Annotated in this window: 3 protein-coding genes; all 3 read left to right on the top strand. The window is 73.6% G+C overall.

All coding sequences use genetic code 11. The features are described from left to right. Positions 1–2: 2 nt before the first annotated feature. From AVW11_RS38715 to AVW11_RS29080, 3 genes are read left to right on the top strand one after another with little or no spacing between them, the layout of a single operon-like run. On the top strand, positions 3–17,552 hold the full coding sequence (locus tag AVW11_RS38715; protein ID WP_158076170.1) for a non-ribosomal peptide synthetase: 17,550 nt from the start codon (positions 3–5) through the stop codon (positions 17,550–17,552). A gap of 2 nt (positions 17,553–17,554) precedes the next feature. Next, entirely contained in the window at positions 17,555–18,787 is a 1,233-nt protein-coding gene (locus tag AVW11_RS29085; RefSeq protein WP_051699414.1) for a cytochrome P450, read from the top strand. A gap of 46 nt (positions 18,788–18,833) precedes the next feature. Next, positions 18,834–20,036, top strand: a complete 1,203-nt coding sequence (locus tag AVW11_RS29080; protein ID WP_030838615.1) for a cytochrome P450 — start codon at positions 18,834–18,836, stop codon at positions 20,034–20,036. The last annotated feature ends 66 nt before the right edge of the window (positions 20,037–20,102 follow it).

Below are 20,102 nucleotides of genomic sequence, written 5' to 3'. Positions count from 1 at the left end.
CGTTGTCGTTCGCACAGCGTCGGTTGTGGTTCATCGACCGGTTCGAGGGGCCGTCGGCCACGTACAACGTCCCCTTCCTCGTGCGGTTGACCGGCGAGCTCGACCGGACTGCCCTGCAGTCGGCGGTGCGCGATGTCGTGGCCCGGCACGAGAGCCTCCGTACGCTCATCGTCGTCGACGAGCAGGGCGTCCCCTCGCAGCAGGTGCTGCCGGTGGACGGCGCGCAGGTCGACCTACCGCTGGTGGAGGTCGCTCCCGACGCGGTCGACGAGGCCGTCCGCCAGGCCGCCCAGTACGCCTTCGACCTGGCCGCGGAGATACCCGTCCGCGCCACCCTGCTGCGCTCCGGCGAGCGCGAGCACCTGCTGCTCCTGCTCGTCCACCACATCGCCAGCGACGGCGAGTCGATGGAGCCGCTCTCCCGCGACCTGGCCGCCGCCTACACCGCCCGGCTGCGCGGCGAGGCCCCGCAGTGGGCCGACCTGCCGGTGCAGTACGTCGACTACACGCTGTGGCAGCGCGAACTGCTCGGCGACGAGAAGGACCCGGCGAGCGTGGTCTCCACCCAGGTCGCCTACTGGAAGGACGAGCTCCAGGGCGTTCCGACCCCGCTGCGCCTGTCCACGGACCGCCCGCGCCCGCCGGTGGCCAGCCACCGCGGCGACACGGTCGGCTTCCCGATCGACGCCGAGCTGCTCGCCGCCGTCGAGGCCCTGGGCCGCGAGCGGGACATGACCGTCCCCATGGTGCTCCAGGCCGCACTCGCCGTGGTGCTCCAGCACCTGGGCGCCGGCCACGACATCGCCATCGGCTCCACCGTCGCCGGCCGCACCGACGACGAACTCGCCGACCTGGTCGGCTTCTTCGTCAACACCTGGGTGCTGCGCACGGACCTGTCCGGCGCCCCCACCTTCGACGGGGTGCTGGAGCAGGTGCGCCAGAAGGCCCTGACGGCGTACGACAATCAGGACGCGCCCTTCGAGCACCTGGTGGAGGTCCTCAACCCCGAGCGCTCCACCGCCTACCACCCGCTGTTCCAGGTCATGTTCACCTGGGAGAACGACGCCTGGATCGACCTGGAGCTGCCCGGTCTGGAGCGGGCGCGCTTCGAGGTGCTCGCCACCCCGACCGCCAAGTTCGACCTGGAGTTCAACTACTTCTCGGACCCCGAGGGCCCGGGCATGCTCTGCTACCTGGAGTACGCCACCGACCTGTTCGACCGCTCCACGGCCCAGTCCGTCGTGGACCGCTACCTTCGGGTCATCCGCGAGGTCGTCGCCCGCCCGGACCGCCCGGTCGCCCTGGCGCCCGTCCTGGGCCAGGACGAACTGGACACCGTGGTCGGCGAGTTCAACGACACGGCCGTCGAGCTGCCCCGGGTGTCGGTCGGCGAGCTCTTCGAGCGCCAGGCCGCGGCGACCCCGGACGCGGTCGCGCTGGAGGCCGGGGACGAGACCCTCACCTACCGCGCACTCGACGCCCGGGCCACCCGGATCGCACAGGAGCTCGCCGCACACGGCGTGGGCGCCGAGACCCTCGTGGGCGTCGCCCTGCCCCGCACGGCCGACCTGGTGGCCGGCCTGCTCGGGGTGCTCAAGGCCGGCGCGGCCTACCTGCCCATCGACCCCCGGTACCCCAGCCGCCGCCTCGACTTCATCCTCCAGGACGCCGCGCCCGCGCTGATCCTGACCGACTCCGAGACCGTCGGCGTACTGCCGCCCACGGAGGTCCCGCGGCTGTTCGTCGGCGACATCGGCCCCGACGCCCCGCAGGACGCCCAGGCCCCCGCCGCCGGCGCCCGGCCGGGCCAGACCGCCTACGTCATCTACACCTCGGGCTCCACCGGCACGCCCAAGGGCGTCGCGATCACCCACGCCAACGTGGTCAACGACGTCCTGGGACTGGCCTCGGCCATCGGCGTCGGCGCCGGGACGCGCGTACTGGCCGGCACCTCGGTCAACTTCGACGTGTCCGTCTTCGAGATCTTCGCGACGCTCTGCTCCGGCGGCACCGTCGAACTGGTGCGTGACGTACTGGTGATCGGAGAGCGCGGCGGCTGGAGCGGCGGCGTGATCAGCACCGTCCCGTCCGTCTTCGCCGAACTCCTCGGGCAGGTCGGCGACGGCATCACCGTCGACACCGTGGTCTTCGCCGGTGAGGCCCTCCCCACCTCCCTCGCCCGGCGCGTCCGCGAGGCGATCCCCGGCGTCCGGGTGGTCAACGCCTACGGCCAGAGCGAGTCCTTCTACGCCACCACCTTCGCCCTGCCCGCCGACGAGGAGTGGGACGGCGCCGGCAGCGCCCCCATCGGCTCCCCGCTCGGCAACGTCCGCACCTACGTCCTCGGCCCCGGCCTGCTGCCCGTCCCGGCCGGCGTGGTCGGCGAGCTGTACGTCGCAGGCGAGATCGGCCGCGGCTACTTCGGCCGCGCCGCCCTGACCGCCGACCGCTTCGTCGCCGACCCCTACGGCGCACCCGGATCGCGCATGTACCGCACCGGCGACCTGGCGCGCTGGAACACCGCGGGACAGCTGGAGTACGCGGGCCGCGACGACGCGCAGATGAAGGTGCGCGGCTTCCGCATCGAGCCCGGCGAGATCGAGGCCGTCCTGACCGCGCACCCCGGCGTCGCCCAGGCCGTGGTCACCATCCGGGAGGGCCGCGGCAGCAAGCAGCTCGTCTGCCACGTCGTCCCGCTCGACGCCGACCAGGGCGGCTTCGGGACCGTCGCCAGCCTCGGCGACCTCGACGTCGACCTCACGACCAACGTGTCCGTGCGCGAGCTGCGGCGCTTCGCCGCGGGCCGGCTGCCCGAGTTCATGGTCCCGGCCGTGTTCGTCATGGTCGGCCGACTGCCGCTGACCGCCAACGGCAAGCTCGACCTGGCGGCGCTGCCTGAGCCCGACTTCACCGGCGGCGAGTACCGCGCCCCGCGCGACGCCGCCGAGGAGGTCCTCGCCGCCGTCTACGCCGAGGTCCTCGGCCTCGACCGGGTCGGCATCGACGACGACTTCTTCGCCATCGGCGGCGACAGCATCCGCTCCATCCAGGTCGTCTCCCGCGCCCGCAGCGGCGGCGTGGAGGTCAGCCCGCGGCAGATCTTCGACCACCGCACCGTCGCCGAGCTGGCCGCCGTCGCCACCCTCGGCGCCGAAGCCGGCACCGGCCCGCAGCTCGCGGAGCTCGACGGCGCCGGCACCGGCCGGATGCCGCTGCTGCCGATCGGCGAGTACCTGCTCGAACTGGGCGAGGACACCGACCGGTTCGCCATGTCGACGGCCGTCGACCTGCCCGAGGGCATCGACCGGGCCGGGCTCGCCGCGACCCTCGGCGCGGTCCTGGACCGCCACGACATCCTGCGCTCCCGGCTCGTCACCGGCGACGGGAGCGCCGCCCTGGAGGTGGCCGCACCCGGCTCGGTCGACGCCGACGCGCTGATCCACCGCGTGGAGTGCGACGGCATCTGGGACGAGCGGTGGTTCGAGCGGGCCGGCGCCGAGCTGGACGCCGCCACCGGACGGCTGGACGCCGCCGCCGGCACCATGGCGCAGTTCGTCTGGTTCGCCCCCCGGGACGGCGCGGGCCGCCTGCTGCTGGTCCTGCACCACTTCGTCGTCGACGGCGTGTCCTGGCGCATCCTGCTGCCGGACCTCGCCGCCGCCTGGGAGCAGGTCCGCGAGGGCCGCACCCCCGACCTGCCCGCGACGGGCACCTCGGCCCGCCGGTGGGCGCACGCCCTGGCCGACGAGGCGCAGGAGCCCGCACGCGTCGCCGAACTCGCCCTGTGGCGCTCGGTCGTCGCGGGCCCCGACCCCCTCCTCGGATCGCGCGCCCTGGACCCGGCCGTCGACACCATGTCCACGGTCGACCACACCTGGCTCACGCTGCCCGTGCCGGTCACCGAGACCCTGCTGACCACCCTCCCGGCCGCCTTCCACGGCGGCGTCAACGACGGCCTGCTCGCCGCGCTGACCCTGGCCGTCGCCCGCTGGCGCCGGGCTCGCGGTATCGAGGAGTCCTCCGCCCTGATCCGGGTCGAGGGACACGGCCGCGAGGAGGACGTCGTCCCCGGCGCCGACCTGTCGCGCACCGTGGGCTGGTTCACCACGATGTTCCCCGCCCGCCTCGACCTCGCCGGCATCGACCTCGACGACGCCTTCGCGGGCGGCCCCGCCGCCGGAGCCGCGGTCAAGGCCGTCAAGGAGCAGCTCCTGTCCCTCCCCGACAAGGGCGTGGGCTACGGCCTGCTGCGATACCTGAACCCGCAGACCGCGGACGTGCTGCGCCGCTACCCCACCGGGCAGATCGGCTTCAACTACCTCGGCCGCTTCTCGTCCTCCTCGGACGTGCCCGAGCACCTGCGCGGGCTGGGCTGGACCCTCGCCGAGGGCACCACCGGGCTGATCGCGCAGCCGGGCGGCCGGATGCCGGCCCTCTCCACCCTCGACGTCGGCGCGCTCGTCACCGACACCGAGCAGGGCCCGCAGCTCACCGCCCGCCTCGCCTTCCCCGCCGGACTGCTCGCGAAGGAGGACGTCGAGGAGCTCGCCGAGCTGTGGAGCACCGCCCTGACGGCCCTGGCCCGGCACGCCGCCGCGCCCGGCGCGGGCGGCCTGACCCCCTCGGACGTCCCGCTGGTGCGGGTGGGCCAGGAGGAGATCGAGGCCTGGGAGGAGCGCCACCCCGGCCTGGAGGACGTCTGGCCGCTGACCACCATGCAGGACGGCCTGCTCTTCCACGCGCAGCTCGCCGGATCCACCTTCGACGCCTACCAGATGCAGCTCGTCTTCCACCTCGCCGGCGAGGTCGAGCCGGCCCGCATGCGGGCCGCCGGGCAGGCCCTCCTCGACCGGTACGCCAACCTGCGCGCCGCGTTCGTGTACGACGCGGCCGGCGACCGCGTGCAGGTCGTACGGGACCGGGTGGAGCTGCCTTGGCAGTACCTCGACCTCAGCGGGTTCGGCGAGGAGGGCCGTGAGGAGGCGCTGAAGCGCTTCCTCACGGAGGACCACGCCTCGCACTTCGACCTGGCCCGCGCCCCGCTCGTGCGGATGTCCCTCGTCATGATGGCCCCCGACCGCTGGGAGCTCGTCTTCACCGCCCACCACGTCCTCTTCGACGGCTGGTCCATCCCGGTCCTCATGCAGGACCTGCTGCGGCTGTACGGCTCCGAGGGCGACGCCTCCGCGCTGCCCCGGGTGCCCGGCTACCGCGACTTCCTGGTGTGGCAGGCCGGCCAGGACCGCGAGGCCTCCGCCCGCGCCTGGGCCGCCGAGCTCGCCGGGGTCGAGTCGCCGACGCTGATCGCCCCCGACGCGCACACCGCGGCCGACCCGGCCGGCATCGGCCAGATCGACATCCCGCTGTCCGCGGACGACGCCCGCGACCTCGGCCGGCGCGCCGCCGAGCTGGGCCTCACCCTCAACACCCTCGTCCAGGGCACCTGGGCGCTCGTCCTCGCCGGACTGACCGGCCGCCAGGACGTCGTCTTCGGCGCCACCGTCTCCGGCCGCCCGCCCGTCGTCCCCGGCGTCGACGCGATGGTCGGCCTGTTCATCAACACCCTGCCCGTGCGGGTGGAGTGCACCCCCGGCGCCACCCTCGGCGGGCTGCTGCGCGACCTGCAGAACCGGCAGAGCGCCCTGCTCGACCACCACCACCACGGGCTGCTGGACATCCACCGCTCCGTCGGGCTGAACGTCCTCTTCGACACCCTCGTCGGCTTCGAGTCGTACCCGATCGACGGCGTCGCCATCAAGGAGGCGAACTCGGCCGCGGGCATCTCGATCACCGGCATCAGCCCGCTCAGCGGCGCCCACTACCCGCTGGTCGTGATGGCCTTCGCCGACCCGCACCTGAGGGTCGCCCTCCAGTACCAGCACCACCTCTTCGACCCGGCGACCGTCGAGGGCATCGCCGCCCGCTTCGCACGGATCCTCCAGGAGCTCGTGGCCGACCCCGACGCCCGCGTCGGCTCGGTCCACGTCCTGGAGTCCGCCGAACGCGCCCGGGTCCTGGAGGAGTTCAACGACACGGCCGTCGACGTCCCCCGCAGGACCGTGGCCGCCCTGTTCGAGGAGCGGGCCGCCGCCACACCGGACGCCGTCGCCGTCGCCTCCGGCAGCCGCACCCTCACCTACCGGGAGCTGGACACCCGCGCCAACCGGCTGGCCCACGTCCTGGCCGCCCGCGGCGTCGGACAGGAGTCCGTCGTCGGCGTGGCCCTGCCCCGCTCGCCCGAACTGATCACGGCCCTGCTGGCCGTCCTCAAGGCCGGCGGCGCCTACCTGCCGGTGGACCCCGAGTACCCGGCCGAGCGCATCGCCTTCATGCTGGGCGACGCCGCCCCGACGCTGCTCCTGACCGACACCGAGATCGCCGCGGGCCTGCCCGAGGGCGCCTGCCCGCACCTCGTCCTCGACGACGCCGGCACCGCCGCAGCCGTCGACGCGGCCCCCGCCGACGCGCCGGCCGCCGCCGCACACGACCGCGTCGACCAGCTCGCGTACGTGATGTACACCTCCGGTTCGACGGGCCTGCCCAAGGGCGTCGGCGTCACCCACCGGGCCGTCGCCGGCCTCGCACTGGACCGCCGCTACCGCGGCGGCGCCCACGAGCGGGTCCTCGTCCACTCCGCGCAGTCCTTCGACGCCTCCACCTACGAGCTGTGGGTCCCGCTGCTCGGCGGCGGCACCGCCGTGGTGGCGCCCGTCGGCAAGCTGGACGCCGGAGCCCTCGCCGCCGTCATCACCGAGCAGCGGGTCACCGCGCTGTGGCTGACCGCCGGCCTGTTCAAGGTGATCGCCGACGAGAACCCGGAGTGCTTCGCCGGCGTGTCCCAGGTGTGGACCGGCGGCGACGTCGTCTCCCCGGCCTCGGTGACCCGCGCCCTGCGGGCCTGCCCCGGACTGGAGGTCGTCGACGGCTACGGCCCCACCGAGACCACCACCTTCGCCACCACCCACCCCATGCCCGACCCCGAGCGCGTCGGCGAGCCGATCCCGATCGGCCGCCCGATGGACAACATGCGGGTCTACGTCCTCGACGCGGGCCTGCGCCCCACCCTCCCCGGCGTCCCCGGCGAGCTGTACATCGCCGGCGCGGGCCTGGCCCGCGGCTACGCCCACCGCTCGGCCCTGACCTCCGAGCGCTTCGTCGCCTCCCCGTTCGGCGCCCCTGGCGAGCGCATGTACCGCACCGGCGACGTCGTGGCCTGGACGGCGGACGGCGAACTCGTCTTCCGGGGCCGCGCCGACACCCAGGTCAAGATCCGCGGCTTCCGCATCGAGCCCGCCGAGGTCGAGGCCGCCCTGGCCGCGCACCCCGACGTCGCCCAGGCCGTCGTCACCTGGAACGAGGACCGGGCCGGCGAACGCCGCCTGGTCGGGTACGTCGTCCCGCGCGTCGACGGCTCCGACACCTCCGGCGCCGAGGAGCAGGTCGACGAGTGGGAGGAGATCTACGACGACCTCTACGCCGTCTCCGACGCCGCCTGGGGCGAGGACTTCACCGGCTGGAACTCCAGCTACACCGGCGGGGCGCCCATCGCCCTCGACGAGATGGCCGTGTGGCGCGACGCCGCGGTGGAGCAGATCACCAACTGGTCGCCGCGCCGCGTCATGGAGATCGGTGTCGGCACCGGCCTGCTCATGTCCCAGACCCTCGGGCAGGTGGAGGAGTACTGGGGGACCGACATGTCCGCCGCCGTCGTCGACCGGCTGCTGGTGCAGGTCGAGCAGACCGGCTTCGGCGACCGCGTGCACCTGCGCCACCAGAACGGCGACGACGTCTCCGGTCTGCCGCGCGAGCACTTCGACCTCGTCGTCATCAACTCGGTCGTGCAGTACTTCCCCGACGCCGAGTACATGGACCGGGTCCTGGCCGGCGCGATGGAGCTGCTGGCCCCCGGCGGACGCGTCCTGATCGGCGACGTCCGCAACGCCGCCACGCTGCGGCTCTTCCGCAGCGGCGTGCAGCGCGCCCTGCACCCCGAGGCCTCCGCCCCGGTGAGCCGCGCCGCCGTCGCCCGCGCGATCCTCATGGAGAAGGAGCTCGTCCTCGACCCCGAGTGGTTCACCCGGTGGGCCGAGCGGCACGGAGCGGGCGGCGTGGACATCCGGCTGAAGGCCGGCCGCCCCCACAACGAGCTGACCCGCCACCGCTACGAGGTCCTCCTGCACAAGGCGCCCGTCGCCGCGACCGACCTGCGCGACGTCCCGGCGCTGCGCTGGGGCAGCCAGGTCGAGGACTTCTTCGGCCTGGAGGAGTTCGTCCGCGGCCACGGCGAGCAGCCCGTACGCGTCACCCGCATCCCCAACGCGCGGCTCGCCGACGAGGTCGAGTCCGCCGCCGCGGTCGGCGTCATCGAGGTGCCCGCCGTCGCCGGCCCCGTCCTGGACCCGCAGGACCTGCGCGAATGGGCCGCCGAGCGCGGCTGGGGCGTCCTGCTCACCTGGTCGTCCGCCGCCGCCGAGTGCTTCGACGCGGTGATCGTGCCTACCGGTCCCGTCACGGACCAGGTCTTCACCGGCGGCTTCACGCCCTCGGGCCGCGCCGACCGGGTCCTGGCCAACGAGCCGGCCGCCGCGGGCCGGATCGGCACCCTCGTCGGGGCCCTGCGCGGCTACCTCCAGGAGCGCCTCCCGGAGCACCTGGTGCCGTCCTCCGTCGTCGCCATCGCCGAGGTGCCGCTGACGCCCAACGGGAAGCTGGACCAGCGGGCCCTGCCCGCCCCGGACTTCGCGGCGGCCGCCACCGGCCGCGACCCGCGCACCCCGCAGGAAGAGGTCCTGTGCGGCCTGTTCGCCGCGGTGCTCGGCCTGGACCGGGTCGGCATCGACGACGACTTCTTCGCCCTGGGCGGCCACTCCCTGCTCGCCACCCGCCTCGTCAGCCGGATCCGGCAGGTCCTCGACGTCGAACTGCCCATCAGGGTCGTCTTCGAGGCACCGACCGTCGTCGAGCTGGTGGAACACCTCGCGGCCGGCGCGCCCGTGCGGGCACCGCTGCGGCGCACCGCCGAACGCCCCGACTCCGTACCGCTGTCGTTCGCCCAGCGCCGCCTGTGGTTCATCGACCGGTTCGAGGGCCCCTCGGCGACCTACAACGCCCCCTTCCCGCTGCGCCTGACCGGCGAGCTGGACCTGCCGGCCCTGGAGGCCGCACTCGGCGACGTCGTCGCCCGCCACGAGAGCCTGCGCACCCTGATCGTCGAGGACGCCGACGGCGTCCCCGCCCAGCACGTGCTGCCGGCCGACCAGGCGCGGCTGCAGGTCCCGCTCGTGGAGGTGGCGCCCGGCGCGCTGGACGACGCCATGGCCGAGGCCTCGGCGTACCTCTTCGACCTGGCCACGGAGATCCCGGTACGGGCCCCCGTGCTCCGGATCGGAGCGCAGGAGCACGTCCTGGTCCTGCTCATCCACCACATCGCCAGCGACGGCTCCTCCATGGCCCCGCTGGCCCGCGACCTCGCCGCCGCCTACGCGGCCCGCAAGGACGGCGGCGCCCCGCAGTGGACGCAGCTCCCCGTCCAGTACGTCGACTACACGCTGTGGCAGCGCGAGGTGCTCGGCGACGAGGAGGACCCGGCCAGCGCGCTCGCCGCGCAGGTCGGCTACTGGCGCCGGGAACTGGCGGGCGTGCCGCAGCCGCTCCAGCTCGCCTCCGACCGCCCGCGCCCGGCCAAGGCCTCCCACCGCGGCGACGCCGTGGAGTTCGCCCTGGCCCCCGAGGTCGCGGCCGCGGTCGAGGAGCTGGCGCGCCGCAGCGGCGCGACCTCCTCCATGGTGCTCCAGTCCGCCCTGGCCGTCCTGCTGCACGGCCTCGGCGGCGGCGACGACCTGACGATCGGCTCCCCGATCGCCAACCGCACCGACGAGGCCCTCGCGGAACTCGTGGGCTTCTTCGTCAACACCTGGGTGCTGCGCGTGGACCTGTCGGGCAACCCCGCGTTCACGGAGCTGCTGGAGCGCGTCCGGGCCAAGTCCCTGGCCGCGTACGACAACCAGGACGTGCCCTTCGAGCGGCTGGTGGAGGTCCTCAACCCCGAGCGGTCCACGGCCTACTCCCCGCTGTTCCAGGTGATGTTCGCCTGGCAGAACTTCGCCCGTAAGGACTTCGCGCTGCCGGGTCTGCAGGTGGAGTTCGAACGGGTCCGCACCGAGACCGCCAAGTTCGACCTGTTCTTCAACATGGCCGACCTGCCCGGCATGGGCGTGGTGGGTCTCCTGGAGTACGCCACCGACCTGTTCGACCGGGAGACCGCCCAGGCCGTCGCCGACCGCTTCGTGCGGATCGTCGGCCTGCTGGCCGCCGCCCCCGAGCAGCGGGTGGCCTGCGTCGAGCTGGTGGACGGGGCCGAACGCGAGCTGGTGCTCCACGGCTTCAACACCACGCAGGAGCCGACCCCCGAGGTCACCGTGCCCGCCCTGGTCGAGCTCCAGACGCAGCGGCGCCCCGACGCGGTCGCGCTGGTCTGCGGCGACGAGTCGCTGACCTACCGCGAGCTCGACGAGCGGGCGAACCGGCTGGCCCGCGAGCTCGGCCGGCACGGCGTGGGACCCGAGAGCGTGGTCGGCGTCGCCCTGCCGCGCACCGCGGACCTGGTCGCGGCCCTGCTGGGCGTCCTGAAGGCCGGCGGCGCCTACCTGCCGATCGACCCCAAGTACCCCAGCCGGCGCCTGGAGCACATCCTCGCCGACGCCCGCCCGGCGCTCGTCCTGACGGACGCGGCCACCGCCGGGATCCTGCCCGAGACGGGGACCCCCCGCCTGTACCTGGGCGACCTGGCCCTCGGCGCCCCCGCCGACCCGGCCGCGGCCGCGCCCGCGGCCGTGCTGCCCGGCAACGCCGCGTACGTGATGTACACGTCGGGCTCCACGGGCGTCCCGAAGGGCGTGACCGTCACCCACGCCGGCGTCGTCAACGGCGTGCTGCGGCTCGCCTCCACGATCGGCGTGGACTGCGGCACCCGCACCCTCGCCGCCGCCTCCGTCAACTTCGACGTCTCCGTCTTCGAGGTCTTCACCACGCTGGCGGCGGGCGGCACCGTCGAACTGGCCCGCGACGTCCTCGTCATCGGCGAGCGCGGCGGCTGGACCGGCGGCGTGATCAGCACCGTCCCCTCCGTCTTCGCCGAGCTCCTCGACCAGGTCGAGGGGAAGATCACCGCGGACGCCGTGGTGTTCGCCGGCGAGGCACTGCCCGCGTCCCTGGCCGCCCGGGTCCGCGACGCCGTTCCCGGCGTGCGGGTGGTCAACGCCTACGGCCAGACCGAGAGCTTCTACGCGAGCACCTTCGCGCTCCCGGCCGACGGCGAGTGGGACGCCGCGCACACCGCCCCGATCGGCGCCCCCCTGGGCAACATGCGCGCCTACGTCCTGGGCGCCGGCCTGGCGCCGGTGCCCGTGGGCGCCGTCGGCGAGCTGTACGTCGCCGGCGCCATCGCCCGCGGCTACCACGGCCGCGCCGCGCTGACCGCCGAGCGCTTCACCGCCGACCCGTACGGGCCGCCCGGATCGCGGATGTACCGCACCGGCGACCTGGCCCGGTGGCGGGCCGACGGACAGCTGGAGTACGTCGGCCGCGGCGACGCCCAGCTCAAGATCCGCGGGTTCCGCATCGAGCCCGGCGAGATCGAGGCGGCCCTGACCGCCCACCCCGGCGTCGAACACGCCGTGGTGACCGCCCAGAGCACCCCCGACGGGTCCAAGCGCCTCGTCGGCTACGTGGTCGGCTCGCCGGACTCCGGCGGCCAGGTCGACGCGCAGGGCCGCTTCGAGGCCGACATGACCTCCGGCCTCACCATGCGCGAGCTGCGCCGCTTCGTCACCGGCCGGCTGCCGGAGTTCATGGTCCCCGCGGTCCTCGTACCGCTGGACCGGCTGCCGCTGGCCCCCAACGGCAAGCTGGACCGCGCGGCCCTGCCCGAGCCGGACTTCACCGGCGAGAGCTACCGCGCCCCGCGCGACCGCACCGAGGAGGTGCTCGCCGCCGTCTACGCCGAGGTCCTCGGCCTGGAGCGGGTCGGCATCGACGACGACTTCTTCGCCATCGGAGGCGACAGCATCCGCTCCATCCAGATCGTCTCCCGGGCGAAGGCCCAGGGCGTCGTGGTCAACCCGCGGCAGATCTTCGAACTGCGCACGGTCGCCGAGCTGGCCGCCGCCGCGGGCGGGGCGGACCTCGGCCCGGCCCTCGCCGAGCTGGACGGCGGCGGCACCGGATCCATGCCGCTCGCCCCGATCGCCCGGTACATGCTCGAACTCGGCGGCAGTTTCGACCGGTTCTCGATGTCCGCGGCGCTCGAACTGCCCGACGGCATCGACGAGGACGGCCTGACCGCCGTACTGGACGCGGTGCTCGACCACCACGACATCCTGCGCTCCCGCCTCGTCCTCGACGCCGGCGGCAGCCTGGAGGTCTCCGCCCCCGGCACGGTCGACGCGGCCGCGCTGGTGCACCGGGTGCCCTGCACGGGCATCTGGGACGAGGCGTGGCTGGAGTCGGCCCGGGCCGAACTGGACGCCGCGACCGGCCGGCTCGACCCGGCCGCCGGCACCATGGCCCAGTTCGTGTGGTTCGCCCCCGAGCGGGGCGCCGGCCGGCTCCTGGTGGTCCTGCACCACCTCGTCGTCGACGGCGTGTCCTGGCGCATCCTGCTCCCCGACCTCGCCACCGCCTGGGAGCAGGTCGAGGCGGGCTCCGCCCCGGCCCTGCCCGCGGTCGGCACCTCCGCCCGCCGCTGGGCGCACGCCCTCCTCGACGAGGCGTCCGACCCGGACCGCATCGCCGAGCTCGCCCGGTGGTCCGACGTGCTCGACTGCGACGACCCCGTCCTCGGCGCACGCCCGCTGGACCCGGCGGTGGACGTCATGTCCACCGTGGAGTCGGTCTCCCTGGAACTGCCGGAGCAGGTCACCGAGGCCCTGCTGACGACCCTGCCCACGGCCTTCCACGGCGGAGTCAACGACGGCCTGCTGGCCGCGCTCGCCCTCGCGGTGACGCAGTGGCGCGCCGACCGCGGCGTCGAGGCGTCCTCGACCCTGATCCGCCTGGAGGGCCACGGCCGCGAGGAGCAGGTCGTGCCCGGCGCCGACCTGTCCCGTACCGTCGGCTGGTTCACCAGCATGTTCCCCGTACGGCTCGACCTCGCCGGGCACGACGTGCAGGAGGCGATCTCCGGCGGCGCCGCCGCGGGCGGCGTCCTCAAGGCCGTCAAGGAACAGCTCCTGGCCGTCCCGGACAAGGGAGTCGGCTTCGGCCTGCTGCGCCACCTGAACCCGTCCACCGCCGCCGAGCTCGACTGGCGCCCGACCCCCCAGATCTCCTTCAACTACCTGGGCCGGGTCGCGGCCGCCGCCCCGGCCGACGCAGGGCAGGGCTCCGGCTGGACCCTGGCCGCCGACGCCCTCGGCCTCGCCGCCGACCTCGACGCGGACATGCCCGCGCTGTCCACCGTCGAGATCAGCGCCTACGTCACCGACACCGCCGACGGCCCCCGGTTCAACGCCCGCGTCTCCTACCCGGCGGGTGTCCTCGCGCAGGCCGAGGTACGGGAACTCGCCGACCTGTGGGTGCGCGCGCTGGAGGGCTTCGCCCACCACGCAGCCACCCCCGGCGCCGGCGGCCTGACCCCCTCCGACGTCCCGCTGGTCCGTCTCACGCAGAGCGAGATCGAGGGCTGGGAGGAGCAGTACCCGGGCCTGGCCGACGTCTGGCCGCTGACCCCGCTCCAGTTCGGTCTGCTCTTCGAGACCATGCGCCTGGAGGAGGACGCCTTCGACCCGCACATCGTGCAGGTGGCCTTCCACGTCCAGGGCCGGGTCGACGCGGCCCGGATGCGGGTGGCGGCGCAGGCGCTCCTCGACCGGTACGCCAACCTGCGCACCGCGTTCGTCACCGACGCGGGCGGCGACCTCACCCAGCTCGTGCTCGACGAGGTCGAACTGCCCTGGCGGGTCGCCGACCTGCGCGGCCTCGACGACAGCGCCCGCGAGGAGGGGCTGGAGCGGATCCTCGCCGAGGACCACTACGCCCAGTTCGACCCGGCGACGCCGCCGATGCTGCGGGCCTCGCTGGTCCAGCTCGCCGAGGAGACCTCGGAGCTGGTGCTCACCGTGCACCACGCGCTCTTCGACGGCTGGTCGTTCCCGCTGCTCGTACGGGACCTCGCCTACCTGTACGCGTCCGAGGGCGACGCCTCCGAGCAGCCGCGGGTGCCCGAGTACCGGGAGTTCCTGCGCTGGCTGTCCCGCCGCGACGACAAGGCCGCCGCGGCGGCCTGGGCCAAGGAGATGGAGGGCGTCGCGGAGCCCACCCTGCTCCCCGCCGAGACCCCCGCGGACGGCGGCGACGACGCCCGCGTCGGACAGGTCGACGTCCCGCTGCCGCTGGACGAGGCCCGCGCCCTGAAGAAGCGCGCAGCCGAACTGGGCGTGTCCATGGGCACCCTGGTCCAGGGCGTCTGGGCGCTGATGCTCGGACAGCTCACCGGCAAGCGGGACGTCATCTTCGGCACGACCGTGTCCGGCCGGCCCGCGGAGGTGCCCGGCGTCGACCAGATGGTGGGCCTGTTCGTCAACTCGCTGCCCATCCGCGCCGAGTACGCGCCGAGCGACACCCTCGCCCAGGTGCTGCAGAACCTCCAGGAGCGCCAGACGGCACTGCTGGACCACCACCACTTCGGGCTGCACCGCATCCAGCGGGAGGCCGGCCTGAAGGAGCTCTTCAACACCATCGTGCTCTTCCAGTCCTTCCCGGTCGACAAGGAGGCACTGGGCGCGGCCAACACCGCGGCGGGCGTCTCCTTCACCGGGATCCGGCCCTCCGCCGGCGCCGCCTACCTCGTGGGCCTCGCCGCGGACGCCGAGCCCTACCTGCGCATGATCCTCCAGTACCAGCGGCAGGACATCAGCGCGGCGACGGTGGAGCGGATCGCCGAGCGGGTGCTGCACATCCTGCGGCAGCTCATCGCCGACCCGCAGATCCCGGTGGGCGCACTGGACGTCCTGCACGAGGCCGAACGCGAGCGCCTCCTGCTCGACTTCAACCGGACGCGGACGCAGGAGCCGGCGCTCACCCTGCCCGCCCTGTTCGAGCGGAAGGCGGCCGAGGCACCGCAGGAGACCGCGGTCCTCTTCGAGGACCAGAAGGTGACCTACGGGGAACTGGACGCGCGGGCCGACCGGCTGGCGCGGGTCCTCGTCGAGCGCGGGGTCGGACCGGAGACGGTCGTCGGCGTGGCCCTCCGGCGCTCGCCGCAGTGGCCGGTCGCGGTCCTCGCCGTGATGAAGGCGGGCGGCGCCTACCTGCCGCTCGACCCGGCCTACCCGGCGGACCGGCTCACCTACATGGTCGAGGACTCCGGGACCGGACTGATCCTCGTGGACCGGGCCACGTCCGACCGGCTGCCCGACCTCCCGTCGGAGCTGCTGGTCCTGGACGAACCGGAGTTCGCCCAGGCCCTGGACGGCGCGGACCCCGCGCCGCCGGCCGACGCGCGGCGGCCCTGCCCGCTCGCCGTCGCCAACACCGCCTACGTCATCTACACCTCCGGCTCCACCGGCCGCCCGAAGGGCGTGGCCGTCACCCACACCGGCTTCGCGAACATGGTCGCGGAGGTGACCGGGCTCCTGGGCATCACCGCCCGCAGCCGGGTCCTGCAGTTCGCCTCGCCGAGCTTCGACATCTCCGTCGGCGAGATGTGCATGTCCCTGTTCGCCGGGGGAGCCCTGGTCATGGCGGACCCGGACCGGCTCGCCCCCGGGGCGCCGCTCGCCGAGACCGCCGACGCCTTCGGGGTGACCCACGCCATCCTGACGCCGACGGTGCTCGCCGCCATGCCCGCCGGATCGCTGTCCTCGGTCGAGGCGCTGATGGTGGCCGGTGAGGCCGCCTCACCGGAACTGGTCGCCACCTGGTCGGCCGGACGCCGGATGTTCAACGGCTACGGGCCGACGGAGACCACCATCGGCGCGACGGCCGGCGAACTCACCTCCAACACCGCCGTCACCATCGGCCGGCCCATCCGCAACACCCGCGTCTACGTGCTGGACTCCGCGCTGCGGCCGGTCCTGCCGGGCGTGCCCGGCGAGCTCTACATCGCCGGCGCGGGCCTGACCCGCGGCTACGTCGGCCGGCCGGACCTGACCGCCCAGCGGTTCACGGCCTGCCCGTTCGGGGAGCCCGGCGAGCGCATGTACCGCACCGGCGACCTGGTCGAGTGGACCCACGACGGACAGCTCGTCTTCCGCGGCCGCACCGACAACCAGATCAAGGTGCGCGGCTACCGCATCGAGCTCGGCGAGATCGAGACGGCCCTCGCGGCCCACCCGGCGGTGGACCACGGCGTCGTCACCGCCCGCGACAACCTGGCCGGCGACAAGCAGCTCGTCGCCTACGTCATCCCCGCGCCGGGCGAGCGCGTGGTGGCCGAGGACCTGCGCAAGCACCTCACCAGCCGCATGCCGGAGTACATGGTCCCGTCCGCCTTCGTCACCCTGGAGCAGCTGCCGCTCACCCCGAACGGCAAGCTCGACCGCGACGCCCTCCCGGACCCGGAGTACAGCGGCGGAGTCGACTACCGTGCCCCGCGCAACCCGCTCGAGACCACCCTGGCGAAGCTGTTCGCCGAGGCCCTCGAACTGGAGCGGGTCGGCATCGACGACGACTTCTTCGACCTGGGCGGCCACTCGCTGCGCCTGACCAAGCTCATCAGCCGGATCCGCGCGGTCCTCGGGGCCAAGGTCCCGATCCGCGTGATGTTCGGGGCCACGACCGTCGCCAAGCTGGCCGAGTACCTCCAGGACCAGGTCAAGACGGCGCAGGCGCCCGTCTTCGCGGACCCCTTCGCGGTGGTCCTGCCGATGCGGACCGAGGGCTCCAAGGCGCCCCTGTGGTTCGTCCACCCGGGTGTCGGACTGTGCTGGTCCTACGTGGGCCTCGCCCAGCTCCTCGGGGACCGGCCGGTGTACGGCATCCAGGGCCGCGGCTTCGACGGCACGGGCCGGGCCGAGTCCACGCAGGCGATGCTCGACGACTACCTGGAGCAGATCCTCGCGGCCCAGCCGGAGGGCCCCTACCACCTGGTGGGGCACTCCACGGGCGGCACGTACGCCCACGCCCTCGCCGCCGAACTGAAGCGGCGCGGACACCAGGTGGCGCTGCTGGCCCTCATGGACAGCCCGCCGAGCGGCTGGTTCCGGCACATCGAGGACCCGGTGAACATGCCGGAGGTCCGGGAGTTCTTCAAGGAGTTCTTCATCGGCTCCGGCGTGGACGAGGACCGCGAGGCCCTGGTGGAGAACGGCAGCCACCTGTTCAAGTCGCACGCCGAGATGCTCCTGGAGTGGGACTCGCCCGTCTACGACGGCGACGCGGTCTTCTTCAACGCCACCCAGAACCCGGACGAGTCCTACGCCGCCATCTGGGCCCCGCACATCACCGGCACCGTCCACGAGTACGACATCGACGCCACGCACATGGGCATGCCGAAGGCCCAGCCCGCGGCCGAGATCGCCCGCATCATCAACGAGCACCTCGGGGGGAACTGACCATGACCGGGACACCGGCCGGCGCGCAGGAGACGGAAGCGGCGGCCTTCGTCGACCGCCTGGGCATCAACGACGAGTTCTTCTGGCTGCGCGGGCACCGGCCCGAGCATCCCGTCGAGGTCAACGACTACGGCATCGTCAACGTGTACGGCTACAAGGAGGTGCTGGAGGTCGTCGGCGACCCGAAGACGTTCTCCAGCGACGTCGCCGAACTCATCGCCGGCGACGTGGAGATCGACCCCGAGTTCAGCGACGGCACCCTGCTGCAGTCCGACCCGCCGGACCACACCAAACTGCGCAAGATCATCAGCAAGGCGTTCACCCGCGGGATGGTCGCGGCCCTGGAGCCGCGGATGGTGGAGATCACCCACGAACTCCTCGACGCGGTCGACGGCCAGGACAGCATCGAGATGGTGAACGACCTGGCCTACCCGATGCCGATCATCGTCATCTCCGAGCTGCTCGGCGTGCCGCAGAGCGACCGCGACCTGTTCAAGACGTGGGTCGACCGGATGGCCCACAGCGCCGTCGCCCTCACCTCGGGCGACCGGGACCTCGACGAGGACGTCGACGCCCAGGCCGCCATGCGCGTGGTCCCGGAGATGTTCCAGTACCTGCGCGAACACGCCGCCGAACGCCGCACCAAGCCCCGCGAGGACCTGCTGACCAAGCTCGTCGAGGCGGAGGTCGACGGCGAGCGGCTCAGCGACAACGCGGTGGTGAACTTCGCCAACGAGCTGCTCGTCGTCGGACACGCCACCACCAGCGCACTGCTCGGCAACACCCTCCTGTGCCTGGACGCCTACCCCGAGCACCTGTCCGCCGTCCGCGGCAACCCCGACCTCACCCCCGGCCTGATCGAGGAGTCGCTGCGCTACCTCAGCCCCATCGCCACGGCCTACAAGGCGTGCGTCGCCGAGGGCGAGCTGGCCGGCGTCCCGGTCCACCCGGGCCAGCTCGTCGCGATCTCGCTCTCGGCGGCCAACCGCGACGAGCGCATGTTCGCCCGCCCGCACGTCTTCGACCCGTACCGCGACCCCAACCCGCACATCGGCTTCGGCCGGGGCATCCACTTCTGCCTCGGCGCGCCGCTGGCCCGCATGGAGGGGCGGATCGCCACCGACATCCTGCTGGACCGCTTCCCGAAGATGCGGACCGACCCGGACAACCCGCCGTCCTTCCTGCCGCTGCCCCACGTCATCTCGACCTCGGAGCTTCCGCTCCTCGTCCGATGAGGCGCCGACCCGAGGCCCGGGACCGGGCCGCCGAAGGAGACCCCCGATGACCACCACCAGCACCCCCCTCGACAAGTGGGAGATGCATCCACGGCACTTCTGGCTGCGCGGCATCCGGCCCGAGGCGCCCGTCGAGTACGACCCCGAAGTCGGGATGTGGCACGTCTACGGCTACCCGGAGACCCTCGAGATCCTCGGCGACCCCGCCACGTACTCCTCCGAGGTCGCCGCCCGCTACGTCAGCCCCGAACAGGCCGCCGTCGCCTTCGACGGCAACCTCACCCAGGCCGACCCGCCGGAGCACCAGAAGCTGCGCAAGCTGGTGGGCCGCACCTTCACCCTGAAGATGGTCGCCGAGCTCGAATCGCGCATCGCCGCCCTCACCCACGAGCTGCTCGACCGGATCGAGGGCGACACCTTCGACCTCGCCGAGGCCCTCGCCTACCCGCTGCCCGTGATCGTCATCTGCGACATGCTCGGCATCCCCCGCGAGGACCGCGAGCTCCTCAAGGAATGGGCCGACCAGTCCCTCATGGCGAGCACCCAGCTCACCACCCACCAGGGCGACAAGGCGCAGGAGGAGTCCCTCGACACCCAGGCCGAAGCGGCGATGGCGATGGGCTTCTACATCCTCGAACTGGTCACGCAGCGGCGCGCCGAGCCGCAGGACGACCTGCTGTCCCGGCTCGTCGAGGCGGAGGTCGACGGCGAACGGCTCACCGACCGGCAGATCGTCAACTTCGCCAACCTGCTGATCTCGGCCGGCCACATCACCACCACCATGCTGCTGGGCAACACCATCCTGTGCCTGGACGCCTTCCCCGACGTGGACCGGCGGGTGCGCGAGGACCGGTCGCTGGTGCCGACCCTGCTGGAGGAGTCCCTGCGCTACCTGAGCCCGCTGGCCGCGGGCTACCGGGTCACCACCCGCGACGTGGAGATCGGCGGGGTGCGGATCCCCGAGGGCGACGTGCTGGAGGTGTGGTTCTCGGCCGCCAACCGCGACGCCCGCGTCTTCGCGGACCCGGACGTCTTCGACCCGGCGCGCACCCCCAACCCGCAGATCGGCTTCGGCCGGGGCATCCACTTCTGCCTCGGCGCCCCGCTCGCGCGGCTGGAGGGCCGGGTGGCCATGAACATCCTCTTCGACCGCTTCCCGAAGCTGAGGGTGGACCCGGACGACAGGCCGACCTTCCTCACCTCCCCGGAGTTCACCGGGGTCTGGCGGCTCCCGATCCGGGTCGACTAGCCGGCCGGCGGCCCGGACCCGTACCCCCGCGGGTCCGGGCCGCCCGGCCCCCCACCCCCCCCCCCC

It is taken from the genome of Streptomyces amritsarensis, assembly GCF_001953875.1.
In the GTDB taxonomy this organism is placed as follows: domain Bacteria; phylum Actinomycetota; class Actinomycetes; order Streptomycetales; family Streptomycetaceae; genus Streptomyces; species Streptomyces amritsarensis.
Note: the sequence above shows the minus strand (reverse complement) of the source record. Positions and strands in the feature narration are given on the sequence as shown.

Excerpts from the sequence above, each read along its gene's own strand:
- AVW11_RS29080 (WP_030838615.1), top strand. The coding sequence starts at position 18,834 with ATGACCACCACCAGCACCCCCCTCGACAAGTGGGAGATGCATCCACGG.
- AVW11_RS29085 (WP_051699414.1), top strand. The coding sequence starts at position 17,555 with ATGACCGGGACACCGGCCGGCGCGCAGGAGACGGAAGCGGCGGCCTTC.